This window comes from Streptomyces anulatus, assembly GCF_014650675.1.
Lineage (GTDB): Bacteria > Actinomycetota > Actinomycetes > Streptomycetales > Streptomycetaceae > Streptomyces > Streptomyces anulatus.
The window spans coordinates 360,978-379,156 of sequence record NZ_BMVK01000001.1 but is presented as its reverse complement, the minus strand read 5'-3'; the positions used below and the strand labels follow the sequence as shown (position 1 = coordinate 379,156).

At 72.2% G+C, this 18,179-nt stretch carries 19 protein-coding genes and 1 riboswitch; of the genes, 10 read left to right on the top strand and 9 right to left on the bottom strand.

The genetic code is table 11. From position 1 onward, the window contains the following. Positions 1-22: 22 nt before the first annotated feature. Positions 23-1,018 carry a 2-hydroxyacid dehydrogenase gene (locus IE272_RS01685; protein ID WP_050358033.1) on the top strand — a complete coding sequence of 332 codons (996 nt, stop codon included), beginning with the start codon at positions 23-25 and terminating at the stop codon, positions 1,016-1,018. Between the two features lie 10 nt (positions 1,019-1,028). On the opposite strand, the gene IE272_RS01680 is transcribed toward IE272_RS01685, so the two are convergent. Both IE272_RS01680 and IE272_RS39260 read right to left on the bottom strand, forming a co-directional pair. Further along, on the bottom strand, positions 1,029-2,930 hold the full coding sequence (locus tag IE272_RS01680) for an anthranilate synthase family protein (RefSeq protein WP_050358034.1): 1,902 nt from the start codon (positions 2,928-2,930) through the stop codon (positions 1,029-1,031). Between the two features lie 123 nt (positions 2,931-3,053). Further along, positions 3,054-3,122 (bottom strand): trp operon leader peptide, encoded by a 69-nt coding sequence (locus tag IE272_RS39260; protein WP_106431529.1) that lies wholly within the window; start codon positions 3,120-3,122, stop codon positions 3,054-3,056. A gap of 103 nt (positions 3,123-3,225) precedes the next feature. On the opposite strand from IE272_RS39260, the gene IE272_RS01670 reads away from it, so the two are divergent. Both IE272_RS01670 and IE272_RS01665 read left to right on the top strand, forming a co-directional pair. Next, positions 3,226-4,572 (top strand): class II 3-deoxy-7-phosphoheptulonate synthase, encoded by a 1,347-nt coding sequence (locus IE272_RS01670; protein WP_050358286.1) that lies wholly within the window; start codon positions 3,226-3,228, stop codon positions 4,570-4,572. A 176-nt stretch (positions 4,573-4,748) separates the two neighbouring features. Beyond that, positions 4,749-5,054: a (2Fe-2S)-binding protein gene (locus IE272_RS01665; protein WP_190006097.1), complete on the top strand. Its 306-nt coding sequence runs from the start codon at positions 4,749-4,751 to the stop codon at positions 5,052-5,054. 49 nt (positions 5,055-5,103) lie between these two features. Here IE272_RS01665 and bfr read toward each other — a convergent pair whose 3' ends face one another. Further along, the gene (gene bfr, locus IE272_RS01660) at positions 5,104-5,583 is read right to left on the bottom strand and encodes a bacterioferritin (protein WP_007451289.1); all 480 of its coding nucleotides are present in this window, start codon (positions 5,581-5,583) and stop codon (positions 5,104-5,106) included. A gap of 158 nt (positions 5,584-5,741) precedes the next feature. Between bfr and IE272_RS01655 the strand changes: the two genes are divergently transcribed. After that, the gene (locus tag IE272_RS01655) at positions 5,742-6,374 is read left to right on the top strand and encodes a sulfite oxidase-like oxidoreductase (RefSeq protein ID WP_050358036.1); all 633 of its coding nucleotides are present in this window, start codon (positions 5,742-5,744) and stop codon (positions 6,372-6,374) included. On the opposite strand, the gene IE272_RS01650 is transcribed toward IE272_RS01655, so the two are convergent. From IE272_RS01650 to thiO, 5 genes are all read right to left on the bottom strand, one after another. Further along, positions 6,371-7,246: a deoxyribonuclease IV gene (locus IE272_RS01650; protein ID WP_056706437.1), complete on the bottom strand. Its 876-nt coding sequence runs from the start codon at positions 7,244-7,246 to the stop codon at positions 6,371-6,373. The two genes, IE272_RS01655 and IE272_RS01650, sit on opposite strands and share 4 nt — an antisense overlap. Before the next feature lie 6 nt (positions 7,247-7,252). After that, positions 7,253-9,178 carry a Stk1 family PASTA domain-containing Ser/Thr kinase gene (pknB, locus tag IE272_RS01645; protein ID WP_050358038.1) on the bottom strand — a complete coding sequence of 642 codons (1,926 nt, stop codon included), beginning with the start codon at positions 9,176-9,178 and terminating at the stop codon, positions 7,253-7,255. Positions 9,179-9,384: 206 nt separating this feature from the next. Further along, complete coding sequence (locus tag IE272_RS01640; RefSeq protein WP_190006096.1) at positions 9,385-10,179, bottom strand: thiazole synthase; 795 nt, start codon at positions 10,177-10,179, stop codon at positions 9,385-9,387. 2 nt (positions 10,180-10,181) lie between these two features. Further along, the gene (gene thiS / locus IE272_RS01635; RefSeq protein ID WP_056706433.1) at positions 10,182-10,421 is read right to left on the bottom strand and encodes a sulfur carrier protein ThiS; all 240 of its coding nucleotides are present in this window, start codon (positions 10,419-10,421) and stop codon (positions 10,182-10,184) included. Then, complete coding sequence (gene thiO, locus IE272_RS01630; protein WP_050358041.1) at positions 10,418-11,599, bottom strand: glycine oxidase ThiO; 1,182 nt, start codon at positions 11,597-11,599, stop codon at positions 10,418-10,420. The genes thiS and thiO overlap by 4 nt, the downstream gene beginning before the upstream one ends. Further along, positions 11,597-11,709: riboswitch (TPP riboswitch) on the bottom strand. (Overlaps the previous gene by 3 nt.) 51 nt (positions 11,710-11,760) lie before the next feature. Here thiO and IE272_RS01625 point away from each other — a divergent pair. From IE272_RS01625 to IE272_RS01600, 6 genes are all read left to right on the top strand, one after another. Beyond that, a complete protein-coding gene (locus IE272_RS01625; RefSeq protein ID WP_056706431.1) occupies positions 11,761-12,102 on the top strand; it encodes an avidin-fold protein in 342 nt (113 codons plus the stop codon). A 55-nt stretch (positions 12,103-12,157) separates the two neighbouring features. Continuing rightward, a complete protein-coding gene (locus tag IE272_RS01620) occupies positions 12,158-13,396 on the top strand; it encodes an NAD(P)/FAD-dependent oxidoreductase (RefSeq protein ID WP_190006095.1) in 1,239 nt (412 codons plus the stop codon). Positions 13,397-13,478: 82 nt separating this feature from the next. After that, on the top strand, positions 13,479-13,844 hold the full coding sequence (locus IE272_RS01615) for an Rv2175c family DNA-binding protein (protein WP_007451303.1): 366 nt from the start codon (positions 13,479-13,481) through the stop codon (positions 13,842-13,844). A gap of 75 nt (positions 13,845-13,919) precedes the next feature. Next, positions 13,920-14,570 (top strand): thiamine phosphate synthase, encoded by a 651-nt coding sequence (gene thiE, locus IE272_RS01610; protein ID WP_190006094.1) that lies wholly within the window; start codon positions 13,920-13,922, stop codon positions 14,568-14,570. 127 nt (positions 14,571-14,697) lie between these two features. Beyond that, positions 14,698-15,615, top strand: coding sequence for a methylenetetrahydrofolate reductase [NAD(P)H] (metF, locus tag IE272_RS01605; RefSeq protein ID WP_073741928.1), 918 nt, complete (start codon positions 14,698-14,700; stop codon positions 15,613-15,615). Positions 15,616-15,664: 49 nt separating this feature from the next. Continuing rightward, on the top strand, positions 15,665-16,573 hold the full coding sequence (locus IE272_RS01600) for a hypothetical protein (RefSeq protein ID WP_190006093.1): 909 nt from the start codon (positions 15,665-15,667) through the stop codon (positions 16,571-16,573). 61 nt (positions 16,574-16,634) lie between these two features. Here the strand turns inward: IE272_RS01600 and IE272_RS01595 are convergent, their stop codons facing one another. Further along, positions 16,635-18,149, bottom strand: coding sequence for a phytoene desaturase family protein (locus IE272_RS01595; protein WP_190006092.1), 1,515 nt, complete (start codon positions 18,147-18,149; stop codon positions 16,635-16,637). Between the last annotated feature and the right edge of the window lie 30 nt (positions 18,150-18,179).

Sequence of the window (18,179 nt, the reverse complement as noted above, 5' to 3'; positions counted from 1 at the left end):
CGGAAACAGATCGGGAGTACCCGTGGAAATCCTGGCCTTCGGTGTGCAGTCCGACGAGAAGCCCCTGATCGAGAAGGCCTTCGAGGGGCTGCACGAGGTCCGCTGCCTGGACGTCTTCCTGAACCGGGACACCGCCCCCATCGCGGCCGGCTACGAGATCGTCTCCACCAGCGTCAACGCCGACCTCGGCTCCCAGGTGCTTCAGACGCTCGCCGCCGGCGGCACACAGATGATCGCCCAGCGCTCCACCGGCTTCAACAACATCGACCTGGAGGTCGCCGAGCGCCTCGCCCTGCGCGTCGCCCGGGTCTCGTACTACTCCCCGTACTCGGTCGCCGAATTCGCCTGGACGCTCGCCATGGCCGTCAACCGGCGCATCATCCGCGCCGCGAGCCGCACCCGGGACTTCGACTTCCGTCTGGACGGGCTGCTGGGCCGGGACATGCGCGGCCGGACCGTCGGGGTGCTCGGCACCGGGAAGATCGGCGAGGCGTTCACCCGGATCGCCCACGGCTTCGGCATGAAACTGCTCGGCTGGGACGTGGCGGAGAACCCGGCCTGCGTCGAGCTGGGCATGGAGTACGTCGACAAGGAGCGGCTGTTCGCCGAGGCCGACCTGATCAGCCTCCATGTGCCGCTGCTGCCCAGCACCCACCACATCATCGACGAGGCCGCCCTCAAGGCGATGAAGGACGACGCGATCCTCGTCAACTCCAGCCGGGGCGGCCTCATCGACACCGCCGCCCTGGTCACCGAGTTGCGCGCGGGCCGCTTCCTCGGCGTCGGACTCGACGTGTACGAGGCGGAGGCCGGGCTGTTCTTCCTCGACAAGTCCCTGGAGGGCATCGACGACGACACCCTCGCCCGTCTGGTGACCTTCCCCAACGTCGTCGTCACCTCCCACCAGGCGTACTACACCGAGGACGCGGTGGGCCAGATCATCGACGCGACCGTCAAGAACGTCACCGACTACCTGGCCCGCCGCCCCAGCGAGAACGTGCTCGTGCCGAGGACGTGAGGCCGCCCCCTCAGCTCGGCACCACCGGCAGCCCCGCCAGCAGCTCCGTCACGATCACCGAGCCCCGCACCGTCAGCACCGACTCCGGGTGGAACTGCACCGAGGCGAAACCGGGACCGCGCAGCGCGTGCAGCTCGTCGCTGTCCTCGTCGCGGCTCACCTCGATCCCGTGCGCGGCCAGCTCGACGGCGGCCGGACCGTCGCACCGCCCGGTGAAGCTGTTGTAGAAGCCCACCGTCTCCGGCCGCCCGAACAGCTCGATCCGGGTCTGCGCCCCCTGGTACGGCACGGCCTTGCGCACGATTTCGAGGCCCAGCTCCGCCGCGATCAGCTCGTGCCCGAGGCAGACCCCCAGCAGCCCGTGCCGGTGGTCCCGCACCAGCTCGGCGGTGATCTCACGGAGCAGCCGCATCTTCGGATCGGTGAGATCGCCAGGATCGCCCGGACCGGGACCCAGCACCACGGGCCCCCGGTGCGCCCGGACCACCTCGCGCAGCCCCGGCTCGTCGAAACGGTGCACCGAGACCTCCAGCCCCGACGCCCGCAGCAGATGGGCCAGCATCGCGGTGAACGTGTCCTCGCCGTCCACCACCAGCGCATGCCCCGAAAGATCCCGGGTGCGCTCCTGCATCCGCAGCCAGAACGGCGCGAGTCCGCCGCGCCGGTCGTCCAGCGCCGCCTGCACCCGGGGGTCCGACGCCAGCCGGGGGCGGTCCGCCTCCGCCCCGGGCCGGCCCGGCCGCACCCCCAGCGCGGCCAGCACCCCGGCCGCCTTGGCATGCGTCTCGGCGACCTCGCTCTCCGGGTCCGAGTGGCGTACGAGGGTGGCCCCGACGGGCACCTTCAACGAGCCGTCCGGGGCGATGTCGGCCGTACGGATCAGGATCGGCGAGTCCAGGGTCTGCGCCCCGTTCGCGTCCCGGCCCAGCAGGGCCAGCGCGCCCGCGTAGTATCCGCGGCCCCCGGACTCGTACCGCTCGATGACCCGGCACGCGTTCTGCACCGGGGAGCCCGTCACCGTCGCCGCGAACATCGTCTCGCGCAGCACCTCGCGCACATCCAGCGAGGACCGGCCGCGCAGCTCGTACTCGGTGTGCGCGAGGTGCGCCATCTCCTTGAGCCGGGGCCCGACCACCACCCCGCCCATGTCGCCCACCGTGCACATCATCTTCAGCTCCTCGTCGACCACCATGGACAGCTCCTCGCTCTCCTTGCGGTCCCCGAGGAACGCCAGCAGGCCTGTCGCGGTGGGCCCCTCGGCCGGGTAGCGGTACGTCCCGCTGATCGGGTTCATCACGACCGTCCCGCCGGACATCCGTACGTGCACCTCCGGGCTCGCCCCCACCAAGGTCCGGTCCCCGGTATGCACCACGAACGTCCAGTACGCGCCCCGCTCGCCCGCCAGCAGCCGCCGGAACAGCGCCAGCGCGTCCGCCCGCCCGAACCCGGGGATCTCGCCCCGGAACGTCCGCCGGATCACGAAGTTCGCGCCCTCGCCCTGCCCGATCTCGTCGCGGATCACCCGCCGCACGATGTCCGCGTACTCCCCGTCCGGCACGTCGAAGCCGCGGTCCTCCACCCGCACGTCATGGGCGGGCAGCGCCGCCAGCAGCTCCGCGAGCTCCAGCTCGTGCGTCTCGTCGGCGACCAGCACGCTCAGCGGGGTGCCGTCGTCGCGCACGTCGAAGCCGCGCTCGGCGATCTGCCGGAACGGCACCAGGGCCAGCGCCGGCGCCGCGCCCACCGGCAGGTCGGCCAGCCGGTCCACCTCCCGCACCCCGCCGATCAGCAGTTCGACGTGATCGTGGTCACGGCCGGGCGTGCGCCGGCGCAGCAGGGCGAACGGCGGGGCGTCGTCGGCCAGCAGCCGGCGGACGAGACCGGAGGCGGAGCGGGATGCGGTCTGCGACATGGGAGCAGGTTCCTTCCAAACGGTCCGTACGGGAATCCGTACGGGTTCACAGGGGGAGGAACGGCTCCGCAACGCAGAAAGGCCGCCCCTCGGGCGGCCTTCGCGAAGTGTCAGCGCGATGAATCAGCGGGCCGCCGGATGAGCGGTCCACCACCAGTTCTGGATCGAGATCTCGATCAGTCGCGTCGACATGCTCCGACCCTAGCGGACCGGTCAGGGCATCGGAGCGCGTGTCTCATCTGTTGAGCGCACGGCTGGACGCCCCTTCCGACCCCGTAATGTTGTGCTCGTGACCGTGAACGCCAATACCTCCGTCGCCGGTGGCAACACCTGGCGAGACCTTCCCGCGGCGCAGCAGCCCGAGTACCCCGACTCCGAGGCCCTGCGCGATGTACTCGCGGACCTCGCGTCGTATCCGCCGCTCGTCTTCGCCGGCGAGTGCGACCAGCTGCGCGCCCGCCTGGGAGCCGTCGCCAAGGGCGAGGCGTTCCTGCTGCAGGGCGGCGACTGCGCCGAGGCCTTCGACGCCGTGTCCGCCGACCACATCCGGGCCAAGCTGAAGACGCTGCTCCAGATGAGCGCCGTCCTGACCTACGCGGCCTCCGTGCCCGTGGTGAAGGTCGGCCGCATCGCGGGCCAGTACTCCAAGCCGCGCTCCAAGTCGACCGAGACCCGCGACGGCGTGACCCTGCCGACCTACCGCGGCGACTCGGTGAACGGCTTCGCCTTCACCGAGGAGGCCCGGATCCCGGACCCCGCGCGGCTGAAGCAGATGTATCACGCGTCCTCCTCCACGCTGAACCTGGTGCGCGCCTTCACCACCGGCGGTTACGCCGACCTGCGCCAGGTCCACGCCTGGAACCAGGACTTCGTGAAGTCGTCCCCCTCCGGGCAGCGCTACGAGGCGCTGGCCCGCGAGATCGACAACGCGCTGAACTTCATGAAGGCGTGCGGCACCGACCCGGCCGAGTTCAAGGCGGTCGAGTTCTACGCCTCGCACGAGGCGCTGCTGCTGGACTACGAGTCGGCGCTGACCCGTACGGACTCGCGCACCGGCGAGCTGTACGACACCTCCGCCCACATGGTCTGGATCGGTGAGCGCACCCGCCAGATGGACGGCGCGCACATCGAGTTCGCCGCCAGGATCCGCAACCCGATCGGCATCAAGCTCGGCCCGACGACCACCGTCGACGAGGCGCTCGGCTACATCGACCGCCTCGACCCCGAGCGCGAGCCGGGCCGGCTGACCTTCGTCGTCCGGATGGGCGCCGACAAGGTCCGCGACAAGCTCCCCGAGCTGGTCGAGAAGGTCACCGCGTCGGGCGCGACCGTCGCCTGGGTGACCGACCCGATGCACGGCAACACCTTCGAGGCCGCCTCCGGCCACAAGACGCGCCGCTTCGACGACGTCCTGGACGAGGTCAAGGGCTTCTTCGAGGTCCACAAGGGCCTCGGCACCCACCCGGGCGGCATCCACGTGGAGCTGACCGGCGACGACGTCACCGAGTGCGTGGGCGGCGGCCACGAGATCTTCGTGGACGACCTGCACCAGCGCTACGAGACGGCCTGCGACCCCCGGCTCAACCGCAGCCAGTCCCTCGACCTGGCCTTCCTCGTCGCCGAGATGTACCGCGACCAGTAGTCCGGCAGCCCGGGAGAATTCCCGGCAGTCGCACCTGTGGGGCACGGATCCATGTGATCCGTGCCCCACAGTCGTATCCGGGCTTTTACGCCGACCGGGCGGCGGGTAAGGTTAGGTTAGCCTCACCGTGGAAATCGGAGCGGCGACCGTGACCGACCCGCAGGGAGGTGAACCGCATGTACGTCTGTTCCTGCTTCGGCATCACGGAAGCCCAGGTCAAGAAGCATGCGGACGCCGGAGCCTGCACACCCCGGCAGATCGCGTCGGCCTGCAAGGCCGGGACGGACTGCGGCGGATGTGTGCGCCGCATCCAGGCTCTGCTGGGCCGGGGCGACTGCCCCCGCCGCGAGCTGCTCGACCAGCGGCAGGAGCCCGCGACCGCCTCCCTCACGCACCCGGCCGCCGCGACCGTCGCGGCCTCTGCCGCGGCGGCGGCCGCCCTCGGAGCGATCCGGGACGTGACGCTCTCCGACGCCGCCTGACCGGCCCGCGATCCCCGGGAACAGTCCCGGCCCCCGCGAACAGCCCCGGTCAGCTCTCCGGCTGCTCGATCAGCTGGGCGATGTAGAGCGGCTCACCGAGCTTCTCGACCAGCTCCAGCTGGGTGTCGAGATAGTCGATGTGGTGCTCCTCGTCCTCCAGGATGGACTCGAAGATGTTCGCGGACGTGATGTCGCCCTTGCCGCGCATCACCTCGATGCCGCGCTTGAGGCGGTCGATCGCCTCCACCTCCACCTGGCGGTCCGCCTGGAACATCTCGGTGACCGTCTGGCCCACCCGCACATGGAAGAGCCGCTGGTAGTTCGGCAGCCCGTCGAGGAACAGGATCCGGTCGGTGAGGATCTCGGCGTGCTTCATCTCGTCGAAGGACTCGGCCCGGGTGTACTTGGCGAGCTTCGTCCACCCGAAGTTGTCCTGCATCTTGGCGTGCAGGAAGTACTGATTGATGGCAGTCAGTTCGGCGGTCAGCTGCTCATTGAGAAACTCAAGGACCTCGGGGTCGCCCTGCATGGCAAAGGCTCCTTCCAACCGGTGATCGATCTGGCGAGTTGGCCAGATCCTCGCACCGCGCCCAGCGGCCGTCCAGTAAGTGCACGCTTAGTACGAGTTGCCCGGATGGGATCCTTCCCTGGTCATGACCACCCCTGCCTGTCTGTCACCATGGAGGCATGGGTCAGCCGGAAAGCCGGGAAAACCGCGAGACAGAGCAGTCCGAGCTTCCGCCGGGACAGCGACTGCAGCGCGGATGGCCGGTCACCCATTACGGGCCCGTTCCCAAGTTCAAGCCCGACCGCTGGGAGTTCCGGGTCTTCGGGGCCACCGCCGACGGCGACAAGCACTGCTGGAACCACCAGGACTTCTCGGCGCTGCCGTTCTCCTCGGTCGTCGCCGATCTGCACTGCGTGACGAAGTTCAGCATGATCGGCGCCGAATGGGGCGGGATCCCCGCCCGTACGGTCCTCGAACTGGCGCCGCCCGCACCCGACGCCACCCATGTGATGGTCTGGGCCGAATACGGCTTCTCGTCGAACCTGCGCCTCGACGACTTCGCCTCCGAGCGCACCCTCTTCGCCACCCACAAGGACGGCGAACTGCTCACCGCCGAGCACGGCTTCCCGCTCCGCCTCGTCGTCCCGCACCTGTACGCCTGGAAGGGCCCGAAATGGGTCCGGGGCATCGAGTACATGACGGCGGACCGGCGCGGCTTCTGGGAGGAGCGGGGCTACCACAACATCGGCGACCCCTGGGGCGAGCAGCGCTACTCCTACCAGGAGGAGCCCGGCGACGGCCCCGAGCTCTAGGGCCTAGGTCGTCTCCCGCGAAGAGCCTTCAGCCGGGCCACGTCCGCCGCGTGCCCCTCCTTGCCGCCGGGCGTCTCGATGATCAGCGGCACGCCTTCGGTCGCCGGATGCGTGAACAGCTCCCGGAAGGGCTCCGCCCCGATGTGACCGGCGCCGATGTTCTCGTGCCGGTCCTTGTGGGCGCCGACGACGTCCTTGGAGTCATTGGCGTGGATCAGCTTGAGCCGCCCCGCGCCGACCGTGTCCACCAGCAGGTCGAGCGTCTGCCGCATCCCCGAGGGGCCGGTCAGATCGTGCCCTGCGGCGTAGATGTGGCACGTGTCCAGGCAGATGCCCAGCTTCGGGTGGGAGTCCAGCGCCTCGAAGTACGGACCGAAGTCCCAGGTCCGCGAGCAGAGCGAGAAGCCCTGGCCGGCCGTCGACTCCAGCAGCAGATCCGGGGAGTCGTCGTGGGTCAGCTCGTCCAGCAGCGGGCGCATGTGCTCGCGCACCTGGGCCAGCGCCTCGGCGCGCGGCCGGCCGCCGGTCGCCGAACCGGTGTGCACCACCACGCCCAGCGCGCCGATCTCCCGGGCCCTCCGCAGCGAGTGGCGCAGTGACTCCACGGACTTCTCGACCGTCGCTTCGGTGTGCGAGCCGAAGTTGATCAGATACGGGGCGTGCACGTACGCCGGGATCGAGGCGGCCTCGCACGCGGCGCGGAACAGCTCGTCCTGGGCCGGATTCCCGGTCGGCGTCGCCCAGCCGCGTGGGTTGGCCACGAAGACCTGCACGGTCTCCGCCGCCAGCTCACGGGCGTACTCCAGGCCGACCTTGGCGAGACCGCCGGCCACCGGGACGTGTCCGCCCACGGGGTTGCGCAGGGAGTGCATCCGGTTCTAGAGCCCCTTTGTCCTGATAGTGATCGTGGACCCCTCCGGGGCCCGTTCGGAGCCGTCCACGGACTGGCTCGCGATCGTGTCGCTGAAGGAGAGGAACGGCCGGTCCACCTTCACGGTGAAGCCCGCCTCCTCCAGGGTGCTGCGGGCCTCGTCCACGTCCCGGCCGGTGACGTCCGGGACGACCAGCATCCGGGGGCCCTTGGAGACGGTCAGCTCGACCGTGTCGCCCTCGGCGGCCTCGACGCCCTCGCCGGGCGACTGCTCGGCGACGTCGCCCTGGGCCTCGGGGGAGTTGATCCGCGCGAGCAGCACGTCGGCCTTCAGCCCCTGGGCCTCCAGCTCGGCGGTGGCGGCCTCGATCGAGAGCCCGGTGACGTCCGGGACGTCGACGGGCGCGCCCTTGCTGACGACGAGCGCCACGGCCGTGTCCGGGTTGCGGTCGGCGCCCGCGCGGGGATCCGTGCGGATCACCTCGCCGCGGGCGACGTCCTCGCTGAACTCCCTGGTCACCATCCCGGGGACCAGGCCCACCTTCTTCAGGGCGCGCCGGGCGTCCGCGAGGGAACCCTCCGCGACATCGGGCACCCGCACGATCTCCGGACCCCGCGAGACGACGAGCTTCACCGAGCCGTTGCCCCGGATCCGGTCGCCCGATGCGGGGTCGCTGTTCACGACCGAGCCCCGCTCGACGGTGTCGCTGAAGACCCGCTCCACACCCTTGAGCCCGAGCCCCTTGTCGGAGAGCCGCTTCTCGGCGGCCTGCTGGGTCTGGCCCAGCAGCGAGGGGACCTGGGTGAACTGCCCGGAGTTGATGTACCAGACGCCCGTCCCTATGCCCAGCGTCAGCAGTACGGCGGTGAGCACCATGACCAGCTTGCGGTGCGGCCCGCCGAACGGACCGCGACGAACGGTCCCGCGCCGGGGAGCGGCGGGCCCTTCGGGCGGCATCTCCAGCCGGCTGGTGCGGTGCACGCCGTCGCCGTCGACCGGGAGGGCCCGCGGGATCACACTCGTACGGTCGTCCGTGCCGTCGTGGGCGTCCGACAGCGCCCCCGGCGGTACGGCGTCGAGCTCGGCGTCGGTCAGCGCGGCACGGGCCTCACGGGACTCGGCCAGCAGCAGCACCGCGTCGTGCGGGCGCACCTCGGGATTGCGGGCGGTCGCGCTCGCCACCAGGCTGTCCAGCGCGACCGGGAGCCCCGGCACGACGGCGGACGGGGCCGGGACGTCGGAGTTGAGATGCCGGTAGATGACCTGGGCGGCGTTCTCGCCGGTGTGGGGCTTGGCGCCGGTCAGCATCTCGTAGAGCACGACCCCGCACGCGTACACGTCGCTGCGGGTGTCGGCGGTGCCGTGCTCGATCTGCTCGGGGGCCAGATACGACACGGTGCCCAGCAGGGAGCCGGTGGTGTCGGTGGCCGTGCCGACCGCTCTGACCAGGCCGAAGTCGGCGACCTTCACCCGGCCGTCGTCCCCTATCAGGACGTTTTCCGGCTTCATGTCGCGGTGCACGAACCCCGCGCGGTGCGCGGCGCCGAGCGCGGCGAGGACCGGCTCCAGGATGTCCAGCGCCGCCCGGGGCTGCAGAGCCCCGCGCTCGCGCAGCACGTCGCGCAGGGTGCAGCCCGCCACGTACTCCATCGCGAGATAGACATACGCGCCCTGGGCGCCCTGGTCGAAGACCGCGACGACATTGGGGTGCGCCAGGCGGGCCACCGACTTGGCCTCACGGATGAAGCGCTCGACGAACGAGACGTCGGTGGCGAGCGCCGGGTGCATCACCTTGAGGGCGAGCACCCGGTCCAGGCGGGTGTCCACGGCCCGGTAGACCGTGGCCATCCCGCCGACGGCGATGCGCGCCTCAATGCGATACCGGCCGTCGAGCAGCTGCCCGACGAGAGGGTCCTGGAGGGTCATGTCCACCCCGAGAGTCTACGAGCCGTGACCGACACCCCGGACGGGCCCGGGTCCTCCCGGGGCCGTTCTGCAGCCGATCCGTGACAGGGACACGCACTGCGGCCGCGTGCCCGGCCCGCCCGGGGCAGTTCAAGCCCCGCCGGCGACCAGTTCAAGCCCCTCCGGCGATTGAGGAGCGGGGTTCGGGGCGGCGCCCCGATCGCGTACGGCCCTCAGAACGCGGGCCGCTCCGGATCCAGCGCCGCCCGCCCTTCCACAGGCGAGGACGCCTCGGCGAAGTGGCGGCGCGGAATCCGGCCCGCCCGGTACGCGAGCCGCCCGCCCTCCACCGCATGACGCATCGCCCCGGCCATCAGCTCCGGCTCCTGGGCCCGGGTCACCGCCGAGGCGAGCATCACGGCGGCGCATCCCAGCTCCATCGCCTGCGCCGCGTCCGAGGCGGTCCCGGCCCCCGCGTCGAGGATCACCGGCACCCCGGCCCGCTCGACGATCAGCTCGAAGTTGTGCGGGTTGCGGATGCCGAGCCCGGAGCCGATGGGGGAGCCGAGCGGCATGATCGCCGCGCACCCCACGTCCTCCAGCTTCCGGGCCAGGACCGGGTCGTCGTTGGTGTAGGGCAGCACGGTGAACCCGTCGTCGACCAGGACCTCCGCCGCGTCCAGCAGCTCGATCGGATCGGGCAGCAGGGTCCGCTCGTCGGCCACCACCTCCAGCTTCACCCAGTCGGTGCCGAGCGCTTCCCTGGCCAGCCGGGCGGTCAGCACCGCCTCGCCCGCGGTGAAGCAGCCCGCCGTGTTCGGCAGGACCTGGATGGAGAGCCGCTCCAGCACCGAGAGCACCGAGCCCCGCACGGTCGGGTCCAGCCGGCGCATCGCGACCGTGGTCAGCTCGGTGCCGGAGGCGATCAGCGAGCGCTCCAGCACCTCCAGGCTCGGGGCTCCGCCGGTGCCCATGATCAGCCGGGAGCCGAAGGTGGCGGGTCCCAGCGTGAAGACGTCGTCCGACATGGTCAGCCTCCCTGGACGGCGGTCAGGACCTCGACGCGGTCGCCCTCGCCGAGTGTGGTGGCGGCCCACTGGCCGCGTGGTACGACGCTCTCGTTGACGGCGGCGGCGACCCCGGAGCGGGCCGGGGTCAGCGTGGCGACGAGGGCGTCCAGGCCCGTCCCGGCGGGAACGGCACGGACTTCCCCGTTCACCGAGACGGAGACGGTGGCGGCGGATTCCGGTACGGCGGGCTGCTGGGTCATACGGGCTGCTCCTGGAGTACGGGGGCGGCGGGTTCGAAACGGCCGGGGGCGAAGGGGCGGGCCGTCTCGGGCAGCTCGCCGGTGGTCAGGGCGTCGGCCATCGCGTCCCCGGTGACGGGCGTCAGCAGGACGCCGTTGCGGTGGTGGCCGGTGGCGAGCAGCAGACCGGGCAGAGCGGTCGGGCCGAGCAGCGGGGCGTTGTCGGGCGACGCGGGACGCAGGCCGGCCCGGGTCTCGGTGAGGGGCAGCTCGGTGATGCCGGGCACCAGCTCGTGGGCGTCGCGCAGCAGCTCGTACACCCCGCCTGCGGTGACCGTGGTGTCCCAGCCCATCTCCTCGCTGGTGGCGCCGACGACCAGCTCGCCGTTCTCGCGCGGCACGAGGTAGAGGTGGCCGCCCCGGACCACGGCGCGCACGGTGCGGCTGAGGAAGGGGGCGTACGCCCGGGGCACGGTGAGCCGGAGGACCTGGCCCTTGACCGGGCGGACCGGCGGTACGAGCTCCGGCGGGAGCCCGGCGAGCCGGCCGCTGAGACTGCCCGCCGCGAGCACGACCTGATCGGCCGCGAACTCCGTACCGTCGCCGAGCAACGCCCCGGCGGCCCGGCCCCCGGCGACGGTGAGCCGCTCGGCCGTCGTCCGGCGGAACGCGACCCCGGCCCGTTCGCACGCGGTCAGCAGCGCGGCGGCGAGGCGTCGGGGATCCACCTGGTGGTCGCCGTCGACCCGGAGGCCGCCCCGGACGCCCGGGGCCAGCATCGGCTCCAGGCGGCGGCACTCACGGCCGCTCAGCCAGACCGACTCCAGGCCCGAACGCTCCTGGAGGGCGTGCAGTTCGCGCAGATGCGCGCGGTCGTCGGAGTCCAGCGCGACGGCGAGCGTGCCGCAGGCGCGGAAGCCGGTGTCCCGGCCGCTCGCCTCCTCCAGTTCGGCCACGAACGAGGGATAGCGGGCGGCGGAGGCGAGGTTGAGCCCGAGCAGCATCTGCTCGCCGTAGTGCAGTTCGGTGACGGCGGCCAGCATGCCCGCCGCGACCTGAGCGGCGCCGCCGCCCGGTTCGGGGTCGGCGACCGTGACGCGCAGCCCCCGCTGGGCGGCCCGCCACGCCGTGACCAGGCCGATGATTCCGCCCCCGATGACGAGGACGTCGGATCCGGAGGTGTTCCCCGAGACGCGCATGAGTGTCCAGCCCCTCCCTTCGCCGGCATGACCCGGAGCAGGTTCGTACGGTCGGAGGCCGTCCAGCCTCCCTCTCAGCCCGGTGCGTCCGGGCTCCCGCGAGTGTTCTACCTTGGCCAGCCTAGACCCCCTCGCCCGCGGCCAGTAAGGGAGCGCCCACCATGGCCCGTTCGCTCGACGGACTCGTCCTGTCGCCCGTCGCCGACCAGGCCCCCGGCCAGGTGGGCACCCGCACCCGCTTCACGTACCACGAGCTGGACGGCCGGATCTGGGCCGAGTACGCGGGCGGCGACGTGGTCCGCGGCCATCTCGTCGGCACCCGCGACGGGGACGCGCTGGACTTCCGTTACGTGCAGCTCAAGCTGGACGGAACGACCTCGTCCGGGCACTGCCTCTCCACGGTCGTCGACCTCGCCGACGGCCGGGTGCGGCTGGAGGAGCGGTGGTCCTGGGAGTCCCAGGAGGGCAGCGGCACCAGCGTGGTGGAAGAGCTCCCCTCGTGAGCTTCTTTCCCGCACCCCCCTGTCTGACGACCCGTCAGTTGATTAAGGTGGACGGGTGAGCGAGCAGACGGAACAGCGGGCGGCGCGGACACGGCACGTCGTGGTCGTCGGAGCGGGTATGGCGGGCGTGCAGAGCGCCGTGGCCCTGCGCGAGGCGGGCTTCACCGGGCCCGTCACCCTCATCGGCGCCGAACCCCACCAGCCCTACGACCGTCCGCCGTTGTCCAAGGCCGTACTGCTGGGCAAGGCCGAGGACTCCGCCTTCGACATCGACTTCGAGGCGCTGGACATCACCCTGCGCCTCGGCCTGGACGTCACCGCCCTGCGCGCCGCCGACCATGTGCTGGGCACCGCCGACGGGCCGGTCCCCTACGACGCCCTGGTCCTCGCGACCGGTGCGGAGCCCATGACCCTGCCCGGCGCCGAGGGCGTGCCCGGCGTCCATCTGCTGCGCACCCTCGACGACGCCGCCCGGCTGCGGCCCGTCCTGGACCGGCAGCACGACGTGGTCGTCGTCGGGGCGGGCTGGATCGGCGCGGAGTTCGCCACCGCCGCCCGCGCCGCGGGATGCGCGGTCACCGTCGTCGAGGCCGCCGCCCGTCCGCTCGCGGGCGCCCTGCCCGCGGAGGTGGCCGCCCCGATGGCCGCCTGGTACGCCGACAGCGGCGCCGAACTCCTCACCGGGGCCCGGGTCGACCACGTCGAGGAGGGGGCCGTCGTCCTCGCGGACGGCCGGGTGCTGCCCGCCGGGGCCGTGGTCGTCGGCATCGGCGCGCGCCCCGCCACCCGCTGGCTGGCCGGCTCCGGGGTCGCGCTCGGCCCGGACGGCTCGGTCACCGCCGACAGCGCGCTGCGCACCTCGCTGCCCGACGTGTACGCGGTCGGGGACTGCGCCTCCTTCCCCTCGGCCCGCTACGGGACACGCCTGCTGGTCCACCACTGGGACAACGCCCTCCAGGGCCCGCGCACGGCCGCCGCCGCGATCATGGCCGCCCTGGACGGGGGGCCGCTCCCCGTCTACGACCCCGTCCCGTACTTCTGGTCCGAGCAGTTCGGCCGCTTCGTGCAGTACGCCGGCCACCACGCGGGCGCCGACACCCTGGTGTGGCGCGGCGACGGGGCGGACGCGGCCTGGTCGGTGTGCTGGCTGCGCGACGGCGCCCTGGTGGCCGTGCTCGCCGTGGGCCGCCCGCGGGACCTCGCCCAGGGCCGCAGGCTCATCGAGTCGGGGGCCGTCCTCGACCCGGAGAAGGTGGCCGACCCCGGCGTACCGCTGAAGTCCGCCGCCCTGTGACGGGCCCGGGACCCGCCGGGCCGACCCCCGTACGGTCGGGCCCGGCTACCGGCTGTCGGTCCTGGATGGCACGCTTGTCCCTGTGACCGAGATTGACGCAAAGACCGATGCTCTCGTCCCCGCCTGGCTCCACCTTCCCGACATCGCGGAAATGCTCGATGTCCAGGTGACGCGCGTACGGCAGCTGGTCAGGGATGGCCAGCTCATCGCCGTACGCCGTGGTGAGAACCGGGCTCTCCAGGTGCCCGCCGCCTTCATCGACGGCGACAAGGTGGTCAAGGGCCTCTCCGGCACCCTGACCCTCCTGAGGGACGACGGCTATTCCGACGAAGAGATGCTGGAGTGGCTCTTCACTCCCGACCCGACCCTGCCCGGCACCCCCGCGCAGGCGCTGAGCGAGAATCGCGGTACGGAGGTGAAGCGCCGAGCCCAGGCGCTCGCCGTCTGACCGACACGACAGGAAGCGGAGCACGGGCCGCCCGGCGCGGCCCGTGCACCGTCACGACCACGGGGGAGTCCGCCCATGTCCACGCCTCGCGAGCAGCTGTCCGACGCCCGGCTCTACCTGTGCACGGACGCCCGCAAGCTCCAGGGTGACCTCCCCGCCTTCCTGGACGCCGTGCTCGCCGCCGGCGTCGACATCGTCCAGCTCCGGGACAAGGGCATGGAGGCCGCCGAGGAGCTGGAGCATCTCGCCGTCCTCGCCGACGCCTGCCGCCGGCACGGCAAGCTCCTCGCGGTGAACGACCGCGCCGACGTCGCCCACGCCGCCGGCGCCGACGTACTCCATCTCGGACAGGGCGACCTGCCGGTCCCCGCCGCCCGGGCGATCATCGGCGCCGACCGGCTGATCGGCCGCTCCACGCACGCCGAGGCCGAGGTCGACGCGGCCGTCGCCCAGGACGGTGTGGACTACTTCTGCACCGGCCCCTGCTGGCCCACCCCCACCAAGCCCGGCCGCCACGCCCCCGGCCTCGACCTCGTGCGCTACGCCGCCTCCCTCGGCACGGCACGGCCCTGGTTCGCGATCGGCGGGATCGACGCGGGCAATCTGGACCAGGTGCTGGACGCCGGAGCGCGCCGTGCCGTCGTCGTCCGGGCCATCACCGAGGCCGACGACCCGGCCGCCGCCACCGCCGATCTGGCCCGCCGCGTCCGGGCGCGCGCGCTCTGATTCATCCCGCGTGCCGATGTGGGACATTTCGGGTACGTGTCCGAGGGATGGACAACAGTCCGGCAAAACGAGACAAAATCAGCCGCTCTGGTTGGGGGAGCGTCCACCCCCTGGTTAACCTCCCCTTATGGCCCTTGGCACACCCTCCACCAGGACGGATCACGCGCGTACCGTGCGTGACCTGCTAGCGACCGGCAAGACGTCGTACTCCTTCGAGTTCTGGGCGCCCAAGACGGAAAAAGGTGAGCGGAACCTCTGGAACGCGCTCCGTCGCGTCGAGGCGGTCCGTCCGAGCTTCGTCTCCGTGACGTACGGCGCCGGCGGCTCCACCCGTGCCGGGACGGTCCGGGCCACCCAGCAGATCGCCGCCGACTCCACCCTCACCCCGGTCGCCCACCTGACCGCGGTGAACCACTCCGTCGCCGAGCTCCGCAATATGGTCGGGCAGTACGCCGACGCGGGCATCAGGAACATTCTCGCGGTCCGCGGCGACCCGCCGGGCGACCCGATGGGCGAGTGGGTGGAGCACCCGCAGGGGGTGAAGTACGCCGCCGACCTCGTCCGTCTCATCAAGGAATCGGGCGACTTCTGCGTCGGTGTGGCGGCATTTCCCGAAATGCACCCCCGGTCGTCCGACTGGGAGACGGACATCGGTCATTTCGTGGACAAGTGCCGGGCGGGCGCGGATTATGCGATCACCCAGATGTTCTTCCGCCCGGAGGACTATCTCCGGATGCGTGACCGTGTGGTCGCCGCGGGTTGCGAAACGCCGGTGATCCCCGAGGTCATGCCCCTTACCAGCGTCAAGCAACTGGAAAAGTTCTCCCAGCTCAGCAACGCGACCGTGCCCGCGTCGTTGAAAGAGCGCATCCTCGCAGCCAAGGACGATCCGGCCGCTGTACGCTCCATTGGCATCGAGTTCGCAACGGAGTTCTGCGCGGAGCTGCTGTCCGAGGGTGTGCCCGGACTGCACTTCATCACGCTCAACAACTCGACGGCTACGCTCGAAATCTACGAAAAACTCGGACTGCACAAGCAGTCGTGACCGGTCGTACCCGCCGCCGACGCGGCTACGGCCGAAGGAGGGGGCGGGCGTGGGCTGGACGGTCCTCTACATCGCTTTCGGTCTGGTGGCCCTGTGGCTGCTCGGCGAGGTGCTGCTGCAGTACAAGGCACGACTGCGCTGGCGGCTCCTCGCCTTCGCCGGCTTCCTCGGCGTGGTGGTCGGGGTGCTGCTGGCCTCCGTTCCGGTCATCGTCGTCGGGACGATCGCCTTCGCCACCGGCCAGACCTTCGTGACGCTGTCCTTCCGGCGCGGCTTCTCCACCGGCTGGGCCATAGGCGGCAGCCCGGGGGAGAGTCGCCGGCGCAGGGGCGGCGGCGAGGGCGCCGCCGTGAAGCAACCCACGCTGGAGGTCTCGGACCTGGAGGTCGCCGCCCCCGGGTACGACCAGCCCCCGGCCGCCCCGCCCGCGCAGCCGGTCTACGAACCGCAGCCCCTGCCCGACGACACCGGCCAGTACGGCGTGTACGGGAACACGGGCTACGACGCGAACGGCAACGCCCGCCAGGACCACGGCCACGAGGCCGACCCCTCGGCCCAGCCGCAGTACGCCGCGTACGACCCGTACACCGGCTACGAACAGCCCCCGGCCCAGGACCCCTACGCCGGTACGTACGACTACGGCACCGACCGGCAGAGCTACGCCGCCTACTCCGACCCTTACATCGGCACCACCAACGGAGCCCCCTCCTACGGCGGTTACGACGCCTACGGCCAGGGCGGCGGTGACGGCTACGACAGCCAGGGCGGGCAGCAGAGCTACCCCGACCCCCACGCCCAGGGCTATGTCGCGGACACCCCGCCCGGCGGCGTCTGGGTCCCGCAACAGCGCGACACCGAGCAGTACCCCCCGATGGAGCCGGAGCAGCCCGCGGCGCCCGCCCCGTACGCCAACGGCAACGGCTACGACACCGGCCAGAACGAGCAGTACCGCTACTGAGGCCGCGCCGCTGCCGGGGGAAGGGCCCGTCGGCAGCGGCACACGCCCAGGCCCCTCCCGCTCAGCGGGAGCCGCGGAAGTTGTCGCCCTCCACGACGAGCCCGGCCACCAGCGTCCCCGACATCCCGGCGTGCGCCAGCCCGCCGCCCGGGTGCGACCAGCCGCCCGCGAGATACAGCCCCGGCAGCCGCGTGAGGTTGCCCGGGTGCAGATACGCGCCGCCGGCCCCGGCCAGCGCGGGCGGCGGCACCGCACCGCCCTCGGCCCCCGTTTCGGCCTCGGTCTCCGCGGGCGTGCGGACCTCGGTGTGCAGGATCCGCTCCCGCAGCCCGGGAACGGCCGCCGCCGCCCGCTCCACCAGGACGTCGGCGAACCGCTGCCGCACCCCGGCGTCCCGCCAGTCGACCGGCCCCTGCGGAGCCACCGTCGCGGTCAGCGTCACCGCCTCGTGCTCCGCGTCCGGGCGGGTCGCCGGATCGTCGGGGCGCAGCACCGTGACCGTGGGGCCCGCGGCGACCCGGCCCCCGAACACCGCCTCCTGCTCAGCCGCCCCGTCGGCGCCGTGGACCACCGTCCGGTGCACCGCGTCCGTATCCCGGGCCCCGCGCAGCGACAGCAGCACCGTGAACCGGCCCGCCGCGCCCGCGCCGGAGCCCGGCCGGACCCTCACATCGCCCCCGCCCCCCACCTGCTGACCCGGCACCAGACCCGGGCGCGGCCGGATGCCGAGCACCACCCGGTCGGCCTCGGCCACCTCACCGTCCGCCAGCTCCACGCCCGCCGCCCGGCCGTCCTTCTCGACGACCCGGACCACCTCGGCCCCGAAGACGAACGTCACCCTGCGGGCCACGCACCGCTCGTACACCGCCCGCGCCAGCTCGCGCATCCCGCCCATCACGTACCAGCTGCCGAAGGTCTGCTCCATGTACGGCAGCAGCGCGGCGCTCGCGGGGGCGGTGCGCGGGTCGAGGCCGTGGGACAGCGCGTACCCGTCGAGCAGGGCGGCGAGCCGTGTGTCCGCCAGCTCCCACGCGCCGATCTCCGCGACCGTTCCCGCCTGCCGGGAGCCGCGCAGCAGCCGTCGCTGCCGCACCGCCGGATACGGATCGCGCCCCAGCACCTGGTGGTCCGCCCGCAGGGGTTCCTCCAGGAGAGGCCGCCGCGACCGGTCCCAGGCGTCCCGGGCGCGGTCCATGAAGTCGCTCCAGCGAGCCCCGGCGCCCGTGCCGAGTGCGTCGTCCAGAGCGGTGGCCACCCCGGCCCGGGAGGCGTTGGGCAGGGACACGGCCGTGCCGTCCGCGAAGAGATGGCGGCTCGCCGGATCGACCTGGGTCAGCGTCACCGACCGCTCCAGCGACTCCTTGCCGGTCTTCACGAAGAGGTCCCGCTGGACGGCGGGGAGGTGCAGCAGCCCGGGCCCGGTGTCGAAGACGAAGCCCTCGTGCTCATGACGGCCGACCGAGCCGCCGTAGCTCGCGGACCGCTCGTAGACCGTCACCTTCTCGCCCGCCACGGCGAGCCGGGCGGCCGCCGCCATCGCGCCCGTCCCGGCGCCGATCACTGCAATTCGTGCCATGCCGGTGACTTTATCGACCGGCGCCGAAAG